12 protein-coding genes and 2 pseudogenes are annotated in these 18,912 nt (G+C 75.9%); 9 read left to right on the top strand and 5 right to left on the bottom strand.

Annotated elements, in window-relative coordinates; all coding sequences use genetic code 11:
- Positions 1-149: 149 nt before the first annotated feature.
- Entirely contained in the window at positions 150-338 is a 189-nt protein-coding gene (locus ACFWP3_RS38710) for a DUF6381 family protein (protein ID WP_384230927.1), read from the bottom strand.
- Between the two features lie 168 nt (positions 339-506).
- Between ACFWP3_RS38710 and ACFWP3_RS38705 the strand changes: the two genes are divergently transcribed.
- Complete coding sequence (locus ACFWP3_RS38705; RefSeq protein ID WP_384230924.1) at positions 507-1,349, top strand: class II glutamine amidotransferase; 843 nt, start codon at positions 507-509, stop codon at positions 1,347-1,349.
- A 31-nt stretch (positions 1,350-1,380) separates the two neighbouring features.
- Here the strand turns inward: ACFWP3_RS38705 and ACFWP3_RS38700 are convergent, their stop codons facing one another.
- Complete coding sequence (locus ACFWP3_RS38700) at positions 1,381-2,127, bottom strand: VOC family protein (protein WP_384230932.1); 747 nt, start codon at positions 2,125-2,127, stop codon at positions 1,381-1,383.
- Between the two features lie 260 nt (positions 2,128-2,387).
- Here ACFWP3_RS38700 and ACFWP3_RS38695 point away from each other — a divergent pair, with 260 nt between their 5' ends.
- Complete coding sequence (locus ACFWP3_RS38695; protein ID WP_384230921.1) at positions 2,388-3,374, top strand: isopenicillin N synthase family dioxygenase; 987 nt, start codon at positions 2,388-2,390, stop codon at positions 3,372-3,374.
- An 82-nt stretch (positions 3,375-3,456) separates the two neighbouring features.
- Complete coding sequence (locus ACFWP3_RS38690) at positions 3,457-4,662, top strand: alpha/beta hydrolase family protein (protein WP_384230918.1); 1,206 nt, start codon at positions 3,457-3,459, stop codon at positions 4,660-4,662.
- Between the two features lie 8 nt (positions 4,663-4,670).
- Here the strand turns inward: ACFWP3_RS38690 and ACFWP3_RS38685 are convergent.
- Positions 4,671-4,841: pseudogene (locus ACFWP3_RS38685) on the bottom strand (sulfite oxidase); the annotation flags it as partial.
- 231 nt (positions 4,842-5,072) lie between these two features.
- Here ACFWP3_RS38685 and ACFWP3_RS38680 point away from each other — a divergent pair.
- Complete coding sequence (locus ACFWP3_RS38680) at positions 5,073-5,606, top strand: GNAT family N-acetyltransferase (protein ID WP_384230915.1); 534 nt, start codon at positions 5,073-5,075, stop codon at positions 5,604-5,606.
- 29 nt (positions 5,607-5,635) lie between these two features.
- Here ACFWP3_RS38680 and ACFWP3_RS38675 read toward each other — a convergent pair whose 3' ends face one another.
- Entirely contained in the window at positions 5,636-5,917 is a 282-nt protein-coding gene (locus tag ACFWP3_RS38675; protein ID WP_384230912.1) for a hypothetical protein, read from the bottom strand.
- Positions 5,914-6,648: an HNH endonuclease family protein gene (locus ACFWP3_RS38670; RefSeq protein ID WP_384230910.1), complete on the bottom strand. Its 735-nt coding sequence runs from the start codon at positions 6,646-6,648 to the stop codon at positions 5,914-5,916. Before ACFWP3_RS38670 ends, ACFWP3_RS38675 begins: the two co-directional genes overlap by 4 nt.
- 199 nt (positions 6,649-6,847) lie before the next feature.
- Between ACFWP3_RS38670 and ACFWP3_RS38665 the strand changes: the two genes are divergently transcribed.
- The 5 genes and pseudogenes from ACFWP3_RS38665 to ACFWP3_RS38645 all read left to right on the top strand — a co-directional run.
- Positions 6,848-7,714 carry a DUF4132 domain-containing protein gene (locus ACFWP3_RS38665; protein ID WP_384230907.1) on the top strand — a complete coding sequence of 289 codons (867 nt, stop codon included), beginning with the start codon at positions 6,848-6,850 and terminating at the stop codon, positions 7,712-7,714.
- Complete coding sequence (locus tag ACFWP3_RS38660; RefSeq protein WP_384230905.1) at positions 7,711-12,654, top strand: DNA-binding protein; 4,944 nt, start codon at positions 7,711-7,713, stop codon at positions 12,652-12,654. The genes ACFWP3_RS38665 and ACFWP3_RS38660 overlap by 4 nt, the downstream gene beginning before the upstream one ends.
- Positions 12,655-13,247: 593 nt before the next feature.
- A complete protein-coding gene (locus ACFWP3_RS38655; protein WP_384230902.1) occupies positions 13,248-14,402 on the top strand; it encodes an AAA family ATPase in 1,155 nt (384 codons plus the stop codon).
- 341 nt (positions 14,403-14,743) lie between these two features.
- A complete protein-coding gene (locus tag ACFWP3_RS38650; protein WP_384230930.1) occupies positions 14,744-18,445 on the top strand; it encodes a DUF5682 family protein in 3,702 nt (1,233 codons plus the stop codon).
- A pseudogene (locus ACFWP3_RS38645) lies at positions 18,442-18,912 on the top strand (hypothetical protein); the annotation flags it as partial. The gene ACFWP3_RS38650 and the pseudogene ACFWP3_RS38645, both read left to right, overlap by 4 nt.

The raw sequence follows: 18,912 nt of genomic DNA, 5'->3' as shown, positions 1-18,912 counted from the left end.
CCGCGGCTACCGGGGCCGGGCCACCCCAGCCCCCTGCGCCGCCGTACTAGGGGCCGGGCCCGCCGGCCCCCCGGGCACGCGCCGCGGCGGGGGGCCGCCGCGAGGGGGAGCGCGGCGCCCACCGGCCGGGGCACGGAAGGGCCGGTCGACTACATGGGGTCCATGCCCCGGTCGTCCATCCGGCCCTCCTTCTCGCTCTGCTCCTGGAGCCGGCGGGCCTTGTCGCGCAGCCGCTGCTTCTCCTCCGGGTCCTGTGAGCGGTCGGCCGCATCGTTCAGCTCCTGGGCCTTGGCGCGCATCTGCTGGGACCGGCCGCGGGACTCGCCTGAAACGCTCATGATCGCTCCTTGGATCGGTGGGGGAGAGCGGGCGGATTCAGCGAAGCAGCAGTGCCGTGCGCCCGCATCTCGAACCGTCACCGAGAGTGACCCGTCCGGACGGGTCGGACGCGCCGTAGCCTCCCCGCGGGATTAGGCTCGGACCAGGCCGACAAGGGGATGGTGTTCATGTGCCGCTGGCTCGCCTACTCGGGTTCACCGCTGCTGCTCGACGCGGTCCTCTACCGCCCTGAGCACTCGCTCATCAACCAGAGCCTGCACGCGCGGATGGGCGTCGAGTCGACCAACGGCGACGGGTTCGGCGTCGGCTGGTACAGCGCGGACGGCAGCGGCGACGGGACGCCCGCCGTGTTCAAGGACATCGCACCGGCCTGGAACAACCGCAACCTGCGGGAGCTGGCCGGGCACGTCCGCTCGCCGCTGTTCTTCGCGCACGTGCGCGCCTCCACCGGATCCGCCATCCAGCAGACCAACTGCCACCCCTTCCGGCACGGGCGGTGGATGTGGATGCACAACGGGGCGATCGCCGACTTCCACCGGCTGCAGCGCGACCTCTGCATGGCCGTGGACCCGGCCCTCTTCCCCTGCATCGAGGGATCCACCGATTCCGAGGTGATGTTCTACCTGGCGGTCACCTACGGCCTCGACCAGGACGTGCCGGGCGCCGTGGCGCGGATGGTCGGCCTGGTGGAACGGCTCGGCAAGGAGCACGGGGTGAGCGACCCGCTCCAGATGACCGTCGCCGTGAGCGACGGCGAGCGACTCTGGGCGTTCCGCTACGCGAGCCAGGGCAAGTCCAGGTCGCTCTTCTACAGCAGCGCCGCCGAGACCGTCCGCCACCTCCACCCCGAGCTGCCCTTCCTGGCGGACGTGTCCGACGCGACGCGGCTGGTGGTGTCCGAGCCGCTGGGCGACCTTCCCGGCGTGTGGAACGAACTGCCGGAAGCCAGCTACGCGGTGATCCCCGCCGCGCCCGGCGTGGACTACCTGCCCTTCGTGCCCGAACTGTAGACGTCGTCCCCGAACCGTAGGCGGCCGGCCGTCAGGCGCCCTCCGTCGCCAGGGCGGTCGTCAGGGTGAACAGGGCCCCGTCCGGATCGCGGAGCGCCACCCACCGCTCGGTGGCGTTCGACGAGATGTCCGAGACCGTACGCCCGCCCAGCTCCACGGCGGCCTCGATGGCGGGCCGCAGCCGCGGAACGCGGAAGTGGACGTGCCAGCGCGGCCGGGTGTGCGAGGAGTAGGCGGCCGGCTCGACCGGCCCGCTGTTCAGGCGCGCGACCGGCTCGCCGCCCTGCCTGAGCACCACCTGGTCGTCCTCGTAGGAGACCTCGCAGCAGCCGGCGCGGCCGGTAGCCCACTCCAGCACCGCCCCGTAGAAGATCGCCGCGTCGAAGGCGTTCCTGGTCCGCAGCTCCAGCCAGGCCGGCGCCTGGCCCCTGCCGACCCGCCAGTGGGTGGAGACGGCGCCCTGCCAGATGCCGAAGACGGCGCCGTCGGGGTCGGCGGCCAGTGCCGCGCGGCCACCGGTCGCGAAGGAGGCCGGACCGACCGCGAGGGTGCCGCTGCGCTCCCGGATGCGGGAGGCCGCCGCGTCGGCGTCGTCGACGGCGAAGTACGGGGTCCAGGCCACCGCCACCCCCAGGTCGGAGGCAAGCGCGCCGATGCCCGCCACCGGCACGTGGTCCAGTTCGGCGACCGAGAACGCGTCGCCGAGCCGGGCCCGCCGGAAGGTCCAGCCCACGACCGCACCGTAGAAGCGCTGCGCCGTGCCGAGGTCGCGGGCCATCAGGCTCACCCAGCAGGGCGCGCCGAAGATCTCCTTCGTCGATGTCCTCACCGCTCGCTCCGTCCGTCATGAGCCCCCGGCACACACACCACCGCCCCACCCTCCCACCGAACCATTCTGGTCCCTTTCGGGAGGAACCTCTCGGCCGGGGGCGCGGAGGACGTCACCGGATGGTCACTACCAGTGAGCGCCGGACGGCGATAGCCTCGAAACCCCGTGACGCGGACGCCACCCCCGCAGGCCCGGAAGGCAGGTCTCCCATGGCGAGTTCCCAGGTCCCCGTGATCGATCTCGAGCCCTGGCGCTCGGGCGGCCCCGCCGCCCGGGCGCGTACGGCGGTCCGCGTCGACGAGGCCCTGCGGGCCGCCGGATTCCTGCTGGTGACCGGGCACGGAGTGGATCCGGCGCTGCCCGCGCGGATCAGGGCGGCCGCGCGCGAGTTCTTCCTGCTGCCGGGCAGCGCCAAGGCGCCGTACGCGGTCACCGTCGGCGGCCGCGGCTGGCTCGGCCCCGGCGCCGAGGCCAACAGCTACGCGGAGGGCACGGCCTCGCCGCCCGACCTGAAGGAGTCCTGGTCCTGGGCGGCGGACGACCCCACCGGCGTGCTCGACGTGGACGCCGAGTGGTTCCGCCCCAACGCGTGGCCCGCACAGGTGCCCACGCTGCGTCCGCTGGTGACCGAGTACCTGACCCTGATGCGGGCCCTCTCCGACGAACTGCTGCGCCTGCTGGCCACCGCCCTCGGCCTCGAAGAGGACCACTTCACCCGCCACACCTCACACCCCACCTGGGGGTTCAACATCAACTGGTACCCGGGCGCCGAGGTCGTCGGACCCCCGCTGCCCGGCCAGTTCCGCATCGGGGCCCACACCGACTTCGGCACGGTCACCGTCCTCGACCGGCAGCAGGGCGCGGGCGGGCTGCAGATCCACACCGACGCCGACGGCTGGCAGGACGCCCCGTACGACCCGGCCGCGCTGACCGTGAACATCGGCGACCTGATGGCCCGTTGGACCGGTGACCGCTGGCGCGCGGGCCGCCACCGCGTCCTGCCGCCGCCCGCCGACGCGCCCGCCGAGGAGCTGATCTCGCTGGTCTACTTCTACGAATGCGACGCGCACACCCGTGTGGAGTCCCTGCCCGCGCCCGTCGGGCGCGTGGTGCACGACCCCGTCGACTCCCACCTCTACCTGCGGGGCAAGCTCCGCGCCATCAGCGTCGGCGACGGGAGTCCGGCTCCAGGCTGACCCGGTCTCCTTCCGGAGTGGGACGGCCTCATCCTCCTGTGAGTTGATGATCGGACTGGGCGCGCTGAGTAGCTTCGGAGGCATGAACCGACGCAGAACGGCCACCACGACCGTCACCGCGGCAGCCTTAGCCGCCCTCCTCCTGCCGCTGTCCCTCACGGCCACCGGCACGGCCGCGGCCGCCGGCGCCCCGTCCGCCGGCGCCCCGTCCGCCGGCGCCCCGGCCGCGTCCGAGAGCCGCCGGACCGCCCTGGAACTCCCGCGCCCCACCGGCCGTTTCCCCGTCGGACAGGAGACGCTCCACCTCGTGGACCGCGGCCGTACGGACCCGTGGGCGGGGTCCGGGCCGCGCGAGCTGATGGTCACCATGCGCTATCCGGCGCAGCGCGGCACGGGCGGCCCCGTGCGCTACCTCACCCGGGAGGAGGCCCGGCTGCTGCTGGCCGACCGGGAGCTGGACGGGGTGATCCCGGTCGAGACCCTCGCCGGCACGGCCGCGCACTCCCGGTCCCAGGCCCGGCCCGCCGCCGGGCGGTATCCGCTGATCGTCCTCTCCCCGGGCTTCAGCGTCCACCGTTCCACCCTCACCTCGCTCGCCGAGGAGCTGGCCTCCCGCGGGTACGTCGTCGCCTCCGTCGACCACGCGTACGAGAGCGTGGGCACCGCCTTCCCCGGCGGCCGCGTACTGGAGTGCCTGGCCTGCGAGAAGACCGAGGCGGGCACCCCCATGCGGGAGGTCAGCGACAACCGCGCCCGCGACGTGTCCTTCCTCCTGGACCGCCTCACCGGCCGCCACCCCGCCTGGCGCCACGCCGGACTGATCGACACGAGCCGCATCGCGATGGCCGGCCACTCCATCGGCGGCGCCTCCGCGCTCGCCGCGATGGCCGCCGACCCGAGGGTCCGCGCCGGGATCAACATGGACGGCGGACTCGCCACGCCGGCCCCCGGGACCGGGCTCGGCGGGCGCCCCTTCATGCTGCTCGGCGCACAGGACGGCGGCCCCGGGGGCAATCCGAGCTGGGACCGCGACTGGCCCCGGCTCGACGGCTGGAAGCGCTGGATCACCTTCGCGGACTCCGGCCACTTCACCTTCAGCGACTTCCCGGCCCTCGCCGAACAGCTGGGCCTGCCCGACCCCGAGGCCCCGCTGCCCGGCGCCCGCTCCGTCGAGCTGACCCGGCGCTACGTCGCGGCCTTCTTCGACCAGCACCTCAAGGGCAAACTCCAGCCCCTGCTGGACGGTCCGTCCCCCGAGGCGCCGGAAGCCCGCTTCCACACGCCCTGAACCACGGCTCAGACCACCGTCACCGGGTGCCGCACGACCGCGTCGAACAGATCGCCCTGCGTGTTGTGAGGGGTCGTCGCGGGCTGCGTGCGCCCGGTGGCGTCGGTCGCCCGGGCCGGCAGCGCGGTGGCGCCCGCGGTCCGCGGGGTCCACGGCAGCGACCAGCGCACCCAGCTGCCAAGTTGGTCTCCGCGTTGGTCCCCCGGATCGTGAACAGCTCCGGCGGCAGCGGCTTGACGGTGCCGGGCGCCGCGGGGACACTCCTTGCCGGTCGCGGATACCGACGGACCGTAGGGACCGGCGATCAGCCGCCGGAAGCCACCCGCCGCGATGGCCACGAACCCGCAACACGCCCGCAACGGCCGGGGCCCGATTACCGCAGGCCGGCAGTGTTCGGCAGGATGGGCCGCATGACCGAGATCCTGACCCCCCGCCTCATCCTGCGCCGCTGGACCGACGACGACCTCGTCCCCCTCTCCGAGATCAACGGGGACCCGGAGGTGATGCGCTGGATCGGCGACGGCTCGGTCCGCGACCTCGAGGAGACCGCCGAGGACATCGAGCGCTGGGAGGAGGAGTGGGACGAGGAGGGCTTCGGCCTCTTCGCCGTCGAGCTCCTCGGGTCCGGCGAGCTCATCGGCGTCGTCGGGCTCTCGGTGCCCGAGTACCTGCCCGAGGTGCTCCCGGCCGTCGAGATCAGCTGGCGGCTCGGCCGCCAGTACTGGGGCCAGGGCTACGCCTCGGAGGCCGCGCACGCCACGTTGGAGTACGCGCTCCAGGACCGGGGGCTGGACCGGGTCGTCGCCGTGAACCGGGTCGGCAACGAGGAGTCCGAGAACGTGATCCGCAAGCTGGGCATGGTCACCGACCACGACACCGCGCACCCCGAGTACGGCCACCTCCTGCGGATCCACGCCATCGACCTCACCGAGTACGAGGCCTGAGCCCCGGACCCCGGCCCGAAGGAGACGGCTTAGGCCGGGGCGGACCCGGGGGCCTGGGCCCCGTGGCCCGCGCGGACCGCTTCGAGGGCCGCCGCGTGCAGGGCCGCCGGGTCGCCGTGGTGGGGCCGGGGGCTGCCGGTGAGCGTGTACCACTCGTCGGCGTCCTTGTACTGGACGGCGAACGAGGCCAGCCCCCCGGCCACCGCCGTCGTGCACAGGGTGAGCGGGCCGGTGATGACGCCGACCTCGTCGGTCATCGCACCGCCCGGCCCGGCGAGCACCTCGTCCTGCCACTGCTGTCCGCCGGTCATGAGGCGCAGGTGTCCAGCATGGTCGTGAGCATCTTCTTCTCCGGTTCGGTGACGGTCAGCCCGTAGACGGACTTGACGGTGGTCCAGGCCCGCCCGTACTGGCACCAGGTGGACTTGTCCGGCGGCTGCCACAGGTCGGGGCTCTGGTCGCCCTTCGACCGGTTCGAGGCGGCGGTGACCGCGAGCAGCTGCGGGTTGGCGAGATCGTTCGCGAAGGCCTTGCGCTTCGCGGCGTCCCAGCCGGCCGCGCCGGAGCGCCAGCCCTCGGCCAGCGGCACCATGTGGTCGATGTCCATCTTGGCCGCGTCCGTGACGGCCACCGCGTCGTAGAGGCTCTTCCACGAACCGGACACGGCCCGGCATTCGGCGTCCCGCTTCACGTCGGTGCCGTCCCGCTCGAGGACGACCTCGCGGGTGTCGCACTTGTTGCCCTGCTGCGCCCAGTGCGTGAACTTGTCCCGGCTGTACCCGGCCATCGTGCCGGCCGGCGCGACCTTCAGCCCGGCCAGCTGCGTGCGGGCCACGGCCGCGGTCACCATGCCGGGCAGTACGTCCCCGCCGGCGGGCTTGCCGTCCGCGGCGGGTGGCGCGGCGCGCGAGGCCGAGGCCTTCGGGTCCGCGCCCGCGCCCTTGTCCGTGCCGGGCGCGGCCGGATCGGCGCAGCCGGCCAGCGAGAGCAGCAGCAGCGAGGCCGCCAGCACCGCACCGGGCACCCGTATCTGACGAACCATGGACCCCACCCCAAACCGACTCCGCGTCAATGTCCCCTGAACACTACCCAGAACCGGACAAAAAACCGACCACCCGCCCTCCGGCGGGTGTTGTCAGTGGCGCTCGCTAGTCTCCCCGCATACCGCAGCTCAGGGGGGTTCCCACCCTCCTGTCCGGGCTGCGTGGACAGGGCCGGGACAGGCGGAGGGACACGGGCTGATGGCATGGGTGGCAGCGGGCGAGGGGTACGAGATCGCCCTCGTGGAAGGCCGGGTGGCGGCGCGTTCCGTCACGGGCCGGTCCGCGGGGCGGCAGTTGAAGACCCTGCCCAGGGCGCTGAAGGACCATCCCGAGGTGGACCGGCTGCGTCGGCTCGCCGAATGGCTCGACCGGCACGAGGCGGCCTGCGTCGCACAGGCCGACACCTGGATGGTGTCCTCGCTGCCCGTGCCGACGGCGCTGCTCGCCCGGGTCTGGCGGGACGAGGCCTGGCAGGGCGCCCTGCGCGACCTGGCCGTCATCGGGGACGACCCGGACGAGGTGGGCTTCCTGCGCGACGCCACCGAATCCGGTGAGCTCAAGGTGGTCAACCTCGACGGCGAGACCGTACGGCTGTCCCCGCGCACCGTGACCCTGCCGCACCCGGTGCTGCTGCCCGACCTGGACGACGTACGGGACTTCGCGGCCGAACTGGGCATCGTGCAGCGGGTCGAGCAGATCCACCGCGCCACCTGGCAGAAGCCGGCCGGGCTCGCCGCGACCGCCACCGAGGTGAAGGACTACGCGGGCGGGGTCTTCCCCACCCGCTTCAGCCTCGCCGCGCGGGCGACGGGCCTCGGCTACCGGGTCTCCGGCGGCTACGCCACCTGCAAGGTCCGCGACACCGGCCGGGCCTCGGAGGCCGCGGTGTGGATCGGCGAGCCGTACTACGACGCGGAAACCACTACCGGCGCGCTGACCTGGCACGACGGGGAGGGCCGGACCGTGCGCCCGGCCGAGGTCGGACCGGTGGCCTGGTCCGAGGGGATGCGGATGGCCGCGGCGCTGTACGCCGGGCGCAAGATCGAGGAGGGCGGGGACGCGTGAGCACCACCGACAACACCAGCAACAGCACCACCATGGGGAAGGACGGCGCGCCCGTGAGCGAGGCCGAACTGCTGCTCAGGGCCGGCGCGGTCCTGCCGCTCGGCACCCCGGACGCGGGCCGGACCGCCGTCGACCTGACCGCCCGCTCCTACCGCCACCCCGCCCTCGGCGACGACCGCGTCGTCGTCCGGCTGGCCGCCGCCGAGCTGGGCGCGGCCGAGGACCTCGCCGCCGGCTTCCTGGGCCTGGTCCCCGAACAGACCGAGCCGCCCGTCGTCGGCCTCGGCCACCGCCAGGCCCTCGGCTTCCCCGAATGGGTCCTCGTCCACCACCCCGAAGACGGCCACCACGCCCTCGCCGTCGTACCCGAACTCGACCGCATCAGCCGCCAGGCCAAGACGAAGCCCAAGGCCGCGCTCGACGCCTGCAACGAACTCGCCGGACGGATCGCCGCCTCCGTGCCGCACTTCCTGCCCGTCTTCCACGAGCAGGCCGCCCGCACCTTCCTGGCCGTCGAGAACACCACCTACGCCGCCCAGCTGTTCGGCCGCGCCCGCGCCGCCGAGGCCCAGCACGGCCTCGGCATCGACGAGGACCGGCTCGACGCCGTCTTCCTCGAATTCGCCCTGGCCGGCGCCCTCCCCGTGAAGGTCCTCACCGGCTACGGCAAGGAACTCTCCCTCCGTGTCAGCCCCGCCGAGGCCTACCGCCGCTTCCGCCGCCTGTGCGTGCGCCGCACCGCAGGCGGGCTGCCGCCCTCCGCCCAGGCCGCCACCGAACTGCGCCGCCTCGCCCGCGCCGCGGGCCTGACCAGCAGCGAGCCCGAGCAGGACTACCTCGCCGACCTGCTGCCGCTGCCCGCCACCCTGCGCGCCCCGCTCGGCTGGTGGAAGGCCCACCGGGGAGCCCTGGTCGAACTGGCCCGGCGGGTGCCCTCCGTACGCGGCACGCTCCTCGGGCTGACCCCGCCCGGCGGCGGCGACGGCGTCGAACTCACCGACCTGTGGCTGGACGTCCTGAACGAATCCGGCGCCACCGCCGGGCTGGAATCCGAGGACCTGCCCGCCGACCAGCGCTGCGCCGACGGCACCGCCGGCTGGCTGGAGCGCTTCCACACCGCCCGCCACACGGGCTGGGGCCGGCGCACCACACCCGCCGTCCTCCTCGACCTCGTCGAGCGCTGCGCAGGGCAGCTGCGCGCCGAACTCGCCCGGCCCAGCCGCGAAGCGGGCCTGCGCGTCGGAGTCCAGGACGCCGACTTCCTCGACCTGCTGCTCACCCTGGGCGTCCCGGTCGCCGACCCCGACACCAAGCACAGCAGCTACCGGCACGACCGGCTGAACCTCGACGACTGGGCCCGCTCCGACCAGCGCCGGGACCTGCTCGCCGTCGCCGCCGACGAGCGCTTCCACCCCGCCTTCCACCGTGCGCTGGACAGCCTCGGCGAGAGCGGCGACGACATCGTCCGGCGCGTCGCCGCCTCGCCCGGCGGCCGCCCGCTGCTGGCCGAGTGGGTGCGCGGCGTCGCACAAGCCTCCACCGCCGCCGGGCTGCCCGGCGTCCCCGACGCCATCCAGCGCCTGACCTGGCTGCCCGTCGAAGCCCTCGAACTGGCCCCCGCCGAGGTGGCCGAAGCCGCCGCCGCGGACCTCGCCGAAACCCTCGCCCGCACCCTGCGCGGCGGACTCTTCGAGGAACTGGCCTGGCCCTCCTGGGAGAAGGCCGTGGCCGAACTGGCCACCCAGGACCGGCGCGGCCTGACCGTCGTCGAGGCCTGGCCCCACCTCATCGTCGCCAACCCCACCCAGGTCCGGGTCATCGACGCCGAGTCCACCGTCCTCACGCACGACCTGCGGGTCCCGGCCGGCTCCCAGTACCGCCACGGATTCCACTACGTCGACGGTGAACTGCTCGTCTTCTGGAGCTCCTGGGGCAGCAACGAGACGGAGGGCTACTGGCACACCTCGCCCGGCACCGTCCTGACCCTCGACACCGCCCGGCCGAACTGGCAGCTGCGCTCCGACCACCTCAGCCTGCCGCTCCCCGGCGGCGGGCGCGCCACCGGCGGCGGGATCCTGCACCGCGGCGACACCAGACTGCCGGACGAGCGGCCGATGCTGTCCGACGGCACCTCGTACTGGGTGTGGCAGCACCGCGACCAGGCGAACGAGCGGGGCTGGCGGGAGTACGACCCCGCCACCGGCGACCTCGGCCGGTTCTCCCTGCCCGGATTCCTCAGCGACAGCCTCGACGGCCACCCGGTGCAGGCCGACTCCGCCGGGTCCTCCTGCCGGCTGCGGCCCGCGCCCACCGTGCCCGGCTCGGTGCTCGGCACACCCGCAGGCGGCCTGCTCGGCTGGCGCGCCGTTCGGGTCCCCGGCCACGGCTGGCGGGCAGCCGACACCGGCGGGCGCACCGTCACCGCCCCCGAAGGCGCCAACATGCCGCTCGCGGCGCTGACCTTCCCCGGCGACGACCGGCCGCGCGCCCTGTCCGCCCACTACCAGGAGCTGCGGATCAGCGACCCCGACGGGGTGGTCACCGCCACGACGCGCGACGACGAGCGCCGGGTGCCCTACGCCACCGGCAGCGTGAACCTCCCCCCGCTCTCCCACTGGTACGCCCTGAGCCCCCGCGACCCCGAAGGCTCGGCCGCACTGCGCGCCGCCGACCGGGAGACCGTCGCCGCCCTGCTCAAGTCCGCCGCCGCGGCGGAGCGGGCCGACGACCTGCCCGCCCTGGTCAACGCGGCCCTGCCCCAGGTCACCGCCCCCGAGCTGATCGGCGGCGTCATCGAGGTCCTGCGCTTCACCCTCGTCCAGCAGAAGGCCCTCGACCGGATCGCCGCCCGCCTCGGCGCGGACGACGAAGCCGCCGAGACCGGCCCCCAGGGCCCCACCGACCAGCTGATCGACCAGGCGCTGAACGGACTCACCGGCTCCCGCTACTACCGCGGCGGCGCCGACACCGACGTCGCCCACCGCTTCCTGCGCGAACTCGCGGCGGCCCGCGCCGACACCGGGGCGGCCGCGGTACCGGGCCGGCTGCACTTCGACGTACCCGCACTGCCCTACTCCGCGCTGGACTGGACACCCCTCCTCGACCAGCCCGCCGCCGTCGCCTACCGCGCCGTCGCCGCCGGGACCACCGACGAACAGCGCGCCGCCCTCGTCACCCTGCTCCACGAGATCGACGCGGCGGGCCTGGCCTCCGCCGAGGGATCCGCCGACCACTGGCGCCGGGTCCTCGTCCACCTCGACCAGCGCCATCTGCGCACCCCCGACGGAGCCGAGCGCAACCTGCACGGGCGCGCCGTCCTCCCGCTCGGCGGCGGAGCCGTCCTCGCCACGACCGAACACAGCGAATCCGTCCCCGACGGCCACGAGTTCGGCGCCCTGCTCCACGACCCCGCCGGCCGCTTCAGCGTCCCCGGGCCCTACACCCTGCGCGGCCACGCCACGCTGGGCGACCCCGACCGCGGCCCCGACTGGCTGGCCCGCTTCCTCACCGAGGCCGCCGACCGGGGCCCCGCGCCCTTCCGCCCCGAGGCGGCCGAGGAGTTCGCCCGCCTCACCGGGGTCCCCGGGCCACTGGCACGGCTGGTGATCGCCGGCCTGCCCTCCGTCGACATGTGGTGGAACAACTTCCTCACCCCCGAGCTGCGCACCCTCCTCGGCGTCAAGGCCACCGAGGCCGCCCACGCCCGCGACGAGCTCAAGAGCCTCGACGTCGTGGTCCGGCGGGCCGTCGTCGCCGCGCTGCTGCCCGCCGACCCGGCCCTCCTGTGGACCGAGGGCCCCGACGCGGCCGCCGCCGCCGAGGTGTGGAACCGGCGCGTCGGCCGTCGCACGCCCGTGCCCGACTGGCTGCTCACCGAGGGCACGCGCGTCCTGCGCTCCGGATGGGCCGTCCCCAGCGCCCTGTCCGCACTCCTCGACCCGGCCGCCTCCCCGGAGCTCTCCGTCGACGTGGCATGGACGGTGAGGGGCGACCACGCGGAGCCCCGCGAGCCGGCCGGCCGGCCATTCACCTCGGCCGTCCTGACCTCCGCCATGGGCGCGATGGCCTGGCTCGCGCACCGGCTGCCCGCGGGCGACCCCGTACGAGCGGCCCTGCCGCCCGCGCTGACGGCCGTACGGCAGCGGCTCGCCGCCCCCGAACTGCTGCTCGAGAGCGGGCACTACAGCGATCTCACCGACTTCCGCACGGCGGCGGGCACACCGACCGAGACCGGTGAGGGCTTCGAGCGGTACGGCGCGGTGATCATGGCCACCCACGACCACCGGCCCCGGTCCGCGATCCGCCCGGCGCTGCTGGACTCCACCGGCTCCGACCCGTACCTGGCGATCCTGCGCGGCGACGACCAGCGGCACTCCGCGATCGAGACGGCCCTGCGGGCCGCCCACGACCCGCGCTTCGCCGCGCTGCTCGCCGACCCGGGCGCCCCGGCCGCGGGCGCCGTCGACAAGGACGGCACCTGGTGGCCGCAGGACCCCGGCCGGTCGGTCCCCGAACTGGTGGCGGAGGCCGCCGCCGACCACGGGCTCGGCAGCGACGCGGCCACCCTGTACCTGATGCTGCTCGCCATGCCGGATCCGACCGACCGCAACACCGCGCGCTGGACCGGCTGGAAGCCGGCCCGCCTCAAGGCCGCCCGCGCCGAACTGGCCGCCACCGACCTGGTGGTGTCGGCCGGCCGGAGCCGGGCCGGACGCTCGCTGTTCCTGCCGGGCGGGTGGGCGGAGATGGCCTCGCCGGTGGTGCCGGTGGAGCAGTGGAAGCTCCCGATGTACGGGCACCGCCTGCTGGGCCCGCTGGTGCCCGTCGAACCGGCCGCCGACCTCTACCGCAAGGCGTGGCAGCGGATCCGGGAGGGCGACGGCCCGCGCTTCGAGGAGCTCAAGGTGAAGCGCACCCGGGGCCGCGCCCGCCGGGCGTGAGCGCGGCCCGGGGCCTGAGGGTCCGGGCGTGACGGCCCGGGCGTGAGGGCCCGGGCGTGAGGGCCCGGGCGTGACGGCCCGGGCCTGACGGCCCGGGCCCGATGGCCCGGCGTCCGGTCGCCCGGATCCCGCCACCGGGCCGACTGGGCACGGGCACCCGTGGTCCGTCGTCCGTTGTCCGTCGTCCCTCGTCCTCGTCCTCGGCCTCTGGCCTCCGGCCCTCGTCCTCGGCCTCTGGCCTCCGGCCCTCGTCCTCGGCCTCTGGCCTCCGGCCCTCGGCCTCTGGCCTCTGGCCTCCGGCCCTCGGCCTCTGGCCTCCGGCCCTCGGCCTCTGGCCTCCGGCCTCCGGCCCTCGGCCTCTGGCCTCCGGCCTCTGGCCTCTGGCCCTGGCCCCGGCTTCCGGCCCCGGCTTTCGGCCTCCGGCCCCGGTCTTCGCCCGCAGGCGAGGGCCGGGGCGGGGGCCGGGGGCGGGGGCCGGGCCGGGGGCCGGGCCGGGGGCGCGGCGTGCGGCCCCGGCCCCGCCCCCTCCCGCCTGCCTCCCACCCGTACCGCACGCCTCCCGCATCCGTTCCGCACCATCCAGGAGTCTTCCGATGACGCTCACCGACCAGGCCGCCGCAGCGGCCGCGCCCGCCCGGCAGGTACTGCCCGCCGAGGAGCGGTACGCCGCCGAACTCGCCTTCCTCGCCGCCCAGGACCCCGGCCCCCGCCCGCCCGGCTGGGCGCTGACCCCGCGCAACGTCGTCACCTTCGTCTGCGGCAGCGACGGAGCCGAACTGGCCCTGCCTCAGGGCGGTGCCAAGCTCGCCATCGCCCCCAAGTTCGTCGGCGAACGCGCCCTCGTGGAGCGCTGCGTGGTCACCCTCGCCGGAGAGCGCGGCCTGCTGCTCACCGGCGAGCCCGGCACGGCCAAGTCCATGCTCAGCGAACTGCTGGCCGCCGCCGTCTGCGGCACCAGCTCCCTCACCGTCCAGGGCACGGCCGGTACCACCGAGGACGCCTTCCGGTACGGCTGGAACTACGCGCTGCTGCTCGCCCAGGGGCCGAGCACGGGCGCCCTGGTCGACTCGCCGGTGCTCTCCGCCATGCGGACCGGGCGGGTGGTCCGGGTCGAGGAGATCACCCGCTGCCTCCCGGAGGTCCAGGACGCGCTGGTGTCGATCCTGTCCGACCGGCGGGTGACCGTGCCCGAACTGACCGCCACCGAGGACGCGGTGGTCTCCGCCGCCCCCGGCTTCACCGTCATCGCCACCGCCAACCTGCGCGACCGCGGCGTCTCCGAGATGTCCGCGGCCCTCAAGCGGCGCTTCAACTTCGAGACCGTCGCCCCCATCGCCGACCCGGACGCCGAGGCCACCCTGATCCGCCGACAGGCCGTCGCCGCCGTGCAGCGGGCCGGTGCCCCCTTCGGGGTCGACGACGCCGTGCTCGACGCGCTCGTCACCGTCTTCCGCGACCTGCGCTCGGGACGTTCCGCCGAGGGCTGGGACGTGGAGCGCCCCGGTACGGTCATGTCCACCGCCGAAGCCGTGCAGGTGGCGGCCTCGCTGGGGGTCGCGGCCGCGTACCTGCCGGGCGGGGACGTGCTGGACCTGCTGCCGGGGCACCTGCTGGGCGTCGTACGCAAGGACGACCCGGCCGACCACGGACGGCTGCTGGGCTACTGGGACGGCCCGGTCCGCCGCCGGGCCGAGGACGGCTCGGCGATGTGGCGCCGCCTCTGGGACCTGCGCGGGAGCCTCCGGTGACCCCACCCGAAAGGCCAGCGGAGACCTCGGCCGCCCCGCCCGACACGGCCGAGCCGTCGGCCGACCCGCGTACGCCCGACACGGCCGAGCCGTCGGCCGACCCGCGTACGCCCGACGGGGCGTCGGTCGGTCCGCGTACGCCCGACGGGGCGTCGGTCGGTCCGCGTACGCCCGACGGGGCGTCGACGGGTTCGCGTACGGGCGCCGAGGCGTCGGGCGACCCGCGTACGGGCGCTGAGGCGTCGGGTGCCCCGCGTACGGGTGCTGAGGCGTCGGGTGCCCCGCGTACGGGTGCTGAGGCGTCGGGTGCCCCGCGTACGGACGCTGAGGCGTCGGGCGACCTGCGTACGGGCGCTGAGGCGTCGGCCGATCCGCGTGCCGCCGTCGAGGCGCTGGCCGCCTCCCGCGAGCCGTACCTGCTCGGGGTGCGCCACCACAGCCCCGCGCTCGCCGCACTGGTGCCCGAACTGCTGGACGCCTCCGGCGCGGACGCGGTCTGCGTGGAGCTCCCGGTGGACTTCCAGCCGTGGCTGGAGCACCTGGCCGACCCGGAGACCGCCGCCCCCGTCGCCCTGGCGGGCACGGGCCGGGACGGCCGCCTGGCCTTCTACCCGTTCGCCGACTTCTCCCCGGAACTCGCCGCGATCCGGTGGGCCGCCGCGCGCGGGGCGACCGTCCTGTGCTGCGACCTCCCGCTGTCCGCCGAGGCCTGGACCGCGTCGACTCCGGCCCCGCCCCCGGGCGAGGGCGAGGGCGCGGAACCCGGCCGCGAAGGCACCTTCGCCGACGCGCTCGCCGCCGCCGGAACCGGCCGGGACGGCGAGGACATGTGGGACCGGGCCGTCGAGGTGCTCGCGCCCGGCTGCACGCCGGAGGCCGTACGGCGGGCCGCCCTCGGGGTCGGATGGGCGCTGCGCGCGGACGCCGGCACCGTCCCGGCGACGGACCTGGCCCGCGAAGCCCACATGCGTGAGGTGATCGCGGGCGCCCTCGCCGCCGGCCACCGCGTGGCCGCCGTGATCGGCGCGTTCCACGCACCGGCCCTCCTGGGCGTGCCCGCCTCCGTCCCCGCCTCCGGCGCGGAGGCCGCGACAACGGCTGCCGTCGGCGACGCCGCAACGGCCCCCGCAGGGCCCGGCCGGGGCCGCGGGACCAGGCGCGGGGTCCGGGCAGGGGCCGTCGGGCAAGGCGCGGCGCAGGCCGTCACCTCGCTCGTGCCGTACTCGTTCGACCTGCTCGACTCCCGCTCCGGGTACCCCGCCGGGATCCGGGACCCGCTGTGGCAGCAGTCCGTCCTGGACGCCGGCGGAGAGCCCCGCCTGGTCCGGGAGGCGGCCTCCGTCGCCGTCACCCGGGTCTGCCGCGAGCTGCGCCGGGCCGGGCACACCGCGGGGACCGGCGAGGCCGCCGAAACCCTGCGGCTCGCCTGTGACCTGGCCGTCCTGCGCGGGCTCCCCGCGCCCGGCCGGGGCGAGCTCCTCGAGGCCGTCACCACCGTCCTCGGGCAGGGCGAACCGCTCGGCCGCGGCCGGGCACTGGCCCGCGCCCTCGAAGCGGTGCTCGTCGGCACCGCACGCGGCCGGATCACCCCGCACGCCCCCCGCTCCGGCCTCGGCCCCTCCGTCGAGGCCGAGCTGACGGAGCTGCGACTGCCCGGCCCCGACGACCCCGCCCCGCGCGAGGTCCGCCTCGACCCGCTGCGCTCCGCCCTCGACGGCCGCCGCGAGATCCTCCTCCAGCGGCTCCTGGTCTGCGGTGCCTCCTACGGCGAGTCCCTCACCGTCGCCACCACCGGCGACGGTACCGCCCTCGGCACCAAGTGGCGGCTGTCCTGGACGCCTTCGGTCCCGGCCCGGCTCGACCTCGCCGGGGTGCGCGGGGTCACGGCCGCCCAGGCCGCCGCCGGCACCCTCCGCGACACCGCCCGCCGCGCCGCCGCCGACGGCGGGCCGACCCCGGCGCAGATCCTCGCCGGACTGGCCGCCGCCGCACGCTGCGACCTGCCCGAACTGGTCGCCGTACGCCTCCGGGAGGCGGCCGGCCTGCTGCCGCAGACCGCGACCCTGCCCGAACTCCTCGAAGCCCTCGACCTCCTGGAGGCCCTCCACCGCGGCCATCTCCCCGGCACCGTCCCCGGCTCCCGCGCCACTGCCGCCGCGCTCACCGGCGACCTGCTCGAAGCGGCCGTCCGCTCCCTGCCCGGCCTCGCCGGCAGCGAGGACCCCGCCGACGCAGCGGCCCTGGTGGCCCTCGCCGACCGGGCCGCCGCGCACCACCTCGGGCTGCGCACCGACGAGGCCCTCGCCGCCCTGGCCGCCTCCGCGTCCCCGCTGATCCAGGGCGCGGCCCTGGCCGTACGGGTCCTCCTCGACCTCGATCCGGCCGCCCGGCTCGGCGAGCGCGCCGCGGGCTGGATCGACGCGGCGACCGCCCCCGACGCGCGGCGCGCCCTGACCCGGCGGCTCGGCGGGCTGCTCACCGCGGCGGGACCGCTCCTGCAGTCCTCCCCGGCCGCGCTCACCCCCCTCCTCGACCGGGTCGAGCACCTCGGCGACCAGGACTTCCTCGACCGCCTCCCCGCCCTGCGCGGGGGCTTCGACACCCTGTCGCCCGTCGACCGCGACCGGCTGCTGGACACCGTCGGCGAGCGGCTGGGCGACCGGGTGGACCTCGCGCTCGACGCGCCGCCCGCGCTGCTCGCCCTCTGGGCCGCCGCCGACGCCGCCGGACTCGCGGCGCTGAAGGAACTCCAGCTGCCCGAGCCGGCCGTACCGGCCCAGGGCCGCGGTCTTCCTCATGCTCTGGCCACGGCCACGGCCACGGCCAAGGCCACGGCCGTGGAACCGGGCCCGGCCCCGGCCGCGGTCGGCATACCGGAGCCCGCCGGGGCCCCGCGTCCGGCCGCCGAGGCCGGCCGCCTGCGCCTCGCGCCCGCCGACCGCTGGCGGCTGCTGCTCGGCCGTGAGCGCGACCGGCTCCCGGCCGGTGCCCGCCGCTACGCCCACGTCCTCGACGAGCTCTACGGCGCCGGCCGCGGCGAGGGCTCCGCCGACCTCGACGGCGGCAGGGGAGGGCAGGGCGGCGGCCAGGAGCACTCCTTCCCCACCGCCCGGGAGTGGTCGCAGGAACTGGAGGCGCTGTTCGGCGCCGAGGTACGGGAAGAGGTGCTGGGCGGAGCGGCCGAGGCGGGCCGCACCGACGTGCTCGCCCAGCTCGACCCGGCGTCCGTACGGCCCTCCGTGGAACTGCTCACCTCCGTCCTGTCCCTCGCGGGCGGGATGCCCGAGGCCCAACTCGCCACGCTGCGGCCCCTGGTCAGGCGGCTGGTCGACGAACTGGCCAAGGAACTGGCCACCCGGATGCGCCCGGCCCTCTCCGGTCTCGCCACCCCGCGCCCCACCCGCCGCCCCGGCGGCCGACTGGACCTGGCCCGCACCCTGCGCGCCAACCTCGCGCACACCCGGCGGCGGGCCGACGGCAGCGTGGTCGTGGTCCCGGAACGGCCCGTGTTCAGCACCCGGGCCAACCGGGAGAGCGACTGGCGGCTGATCCTGGTCGTCGACGTCTCCGGTTCGATGGAGGCCTCCGTCATCTGGTCGGCGCTGACCGCGGCCGTGCTGGGCGGCGTACCGACGCTGTCCACGCACTTCCTCGCCTTCTCCACCCAGGTCCTGGACCTCACCGACCGGGTCGAGGACCCGCTGTCGCTGCTGCTGGAGGTCCGGGTCGGCGGCGGTACGCACATCGCCGCCGGACTCGCGCACGCCCGCACGCTGATGACCGTTCCGAGCCGCACCCTCGTCGTCGTGGTCAGCGACTTCGAGGAGGGCGCCCCGATCGGCGGACTGCTCGGCGAGGTCCGCGCGCTGGCCGCCTCCGGCGCCCACCTGCTCGGCTGCGCCGCGCTCGACGACACGGGGACGCCCCGGTACTCGGTCCCGGTGGCCGGCCGGCTCGTCGCCGCCGGGATGCCGGTGGCCGCCCTCAGCCCGCTCGCCCTCGCCCGCTGGGTGGGCGACCGACTCCGTGGAGAACCCCGTTGACCACCTCACTGCCGCCCGTCGCACCGGAGGTGCTCGCCGAGGCCGTCGAGCAGCTCAGCGCACGGCTGCGCAAGAAGCTGGACGCCGCCACCGCGAGCTGCGGCGCGCTCGCGTCGGCCGGGGCCGACGGGGCCGTCGTCCTCGCCTTCGGGGAGGACGCCATCGTCACGCTCCGGCCCGGCCCGGGCGGAGCGGTCACCGAGCCCGGACAGGCGACCTGCACCTGCCTCCTGTCCCCCCGCTGCCTCCACCGCGCCGCCGCCCTGGGCGCCGCCCCCTTGTCAGACCCGCCCCCATACGAGGCCCCGCTCGCGGCCCCGGACCAGACCTCGGGCCAGGCCCCGGACCCGGCCTCGGCCCCGGGCCAGGTCCCGGCCCCGGGCCACGTCCCGGCCCCGGGCCCGGATCCGGACCCGGCTTCGGGCCAGGCCCCGGACCCGGCCTCGGGCCCGGCCACCGGCCCGGCC

It is taken from the genome of Streptomyces sp. NPDC058525 (assembly GCF_042719495.1).
GTDB lineage: Bacteria > Actinomycetota > Actinomycetes > Streptomycetales > Streptomycetaceae > Streptomyces.
The sequence above is the reverse complement of the archived record's forward strand: the minus strand, read 5'-3'. Positions and strand labels throughout refer to the sequence as shown.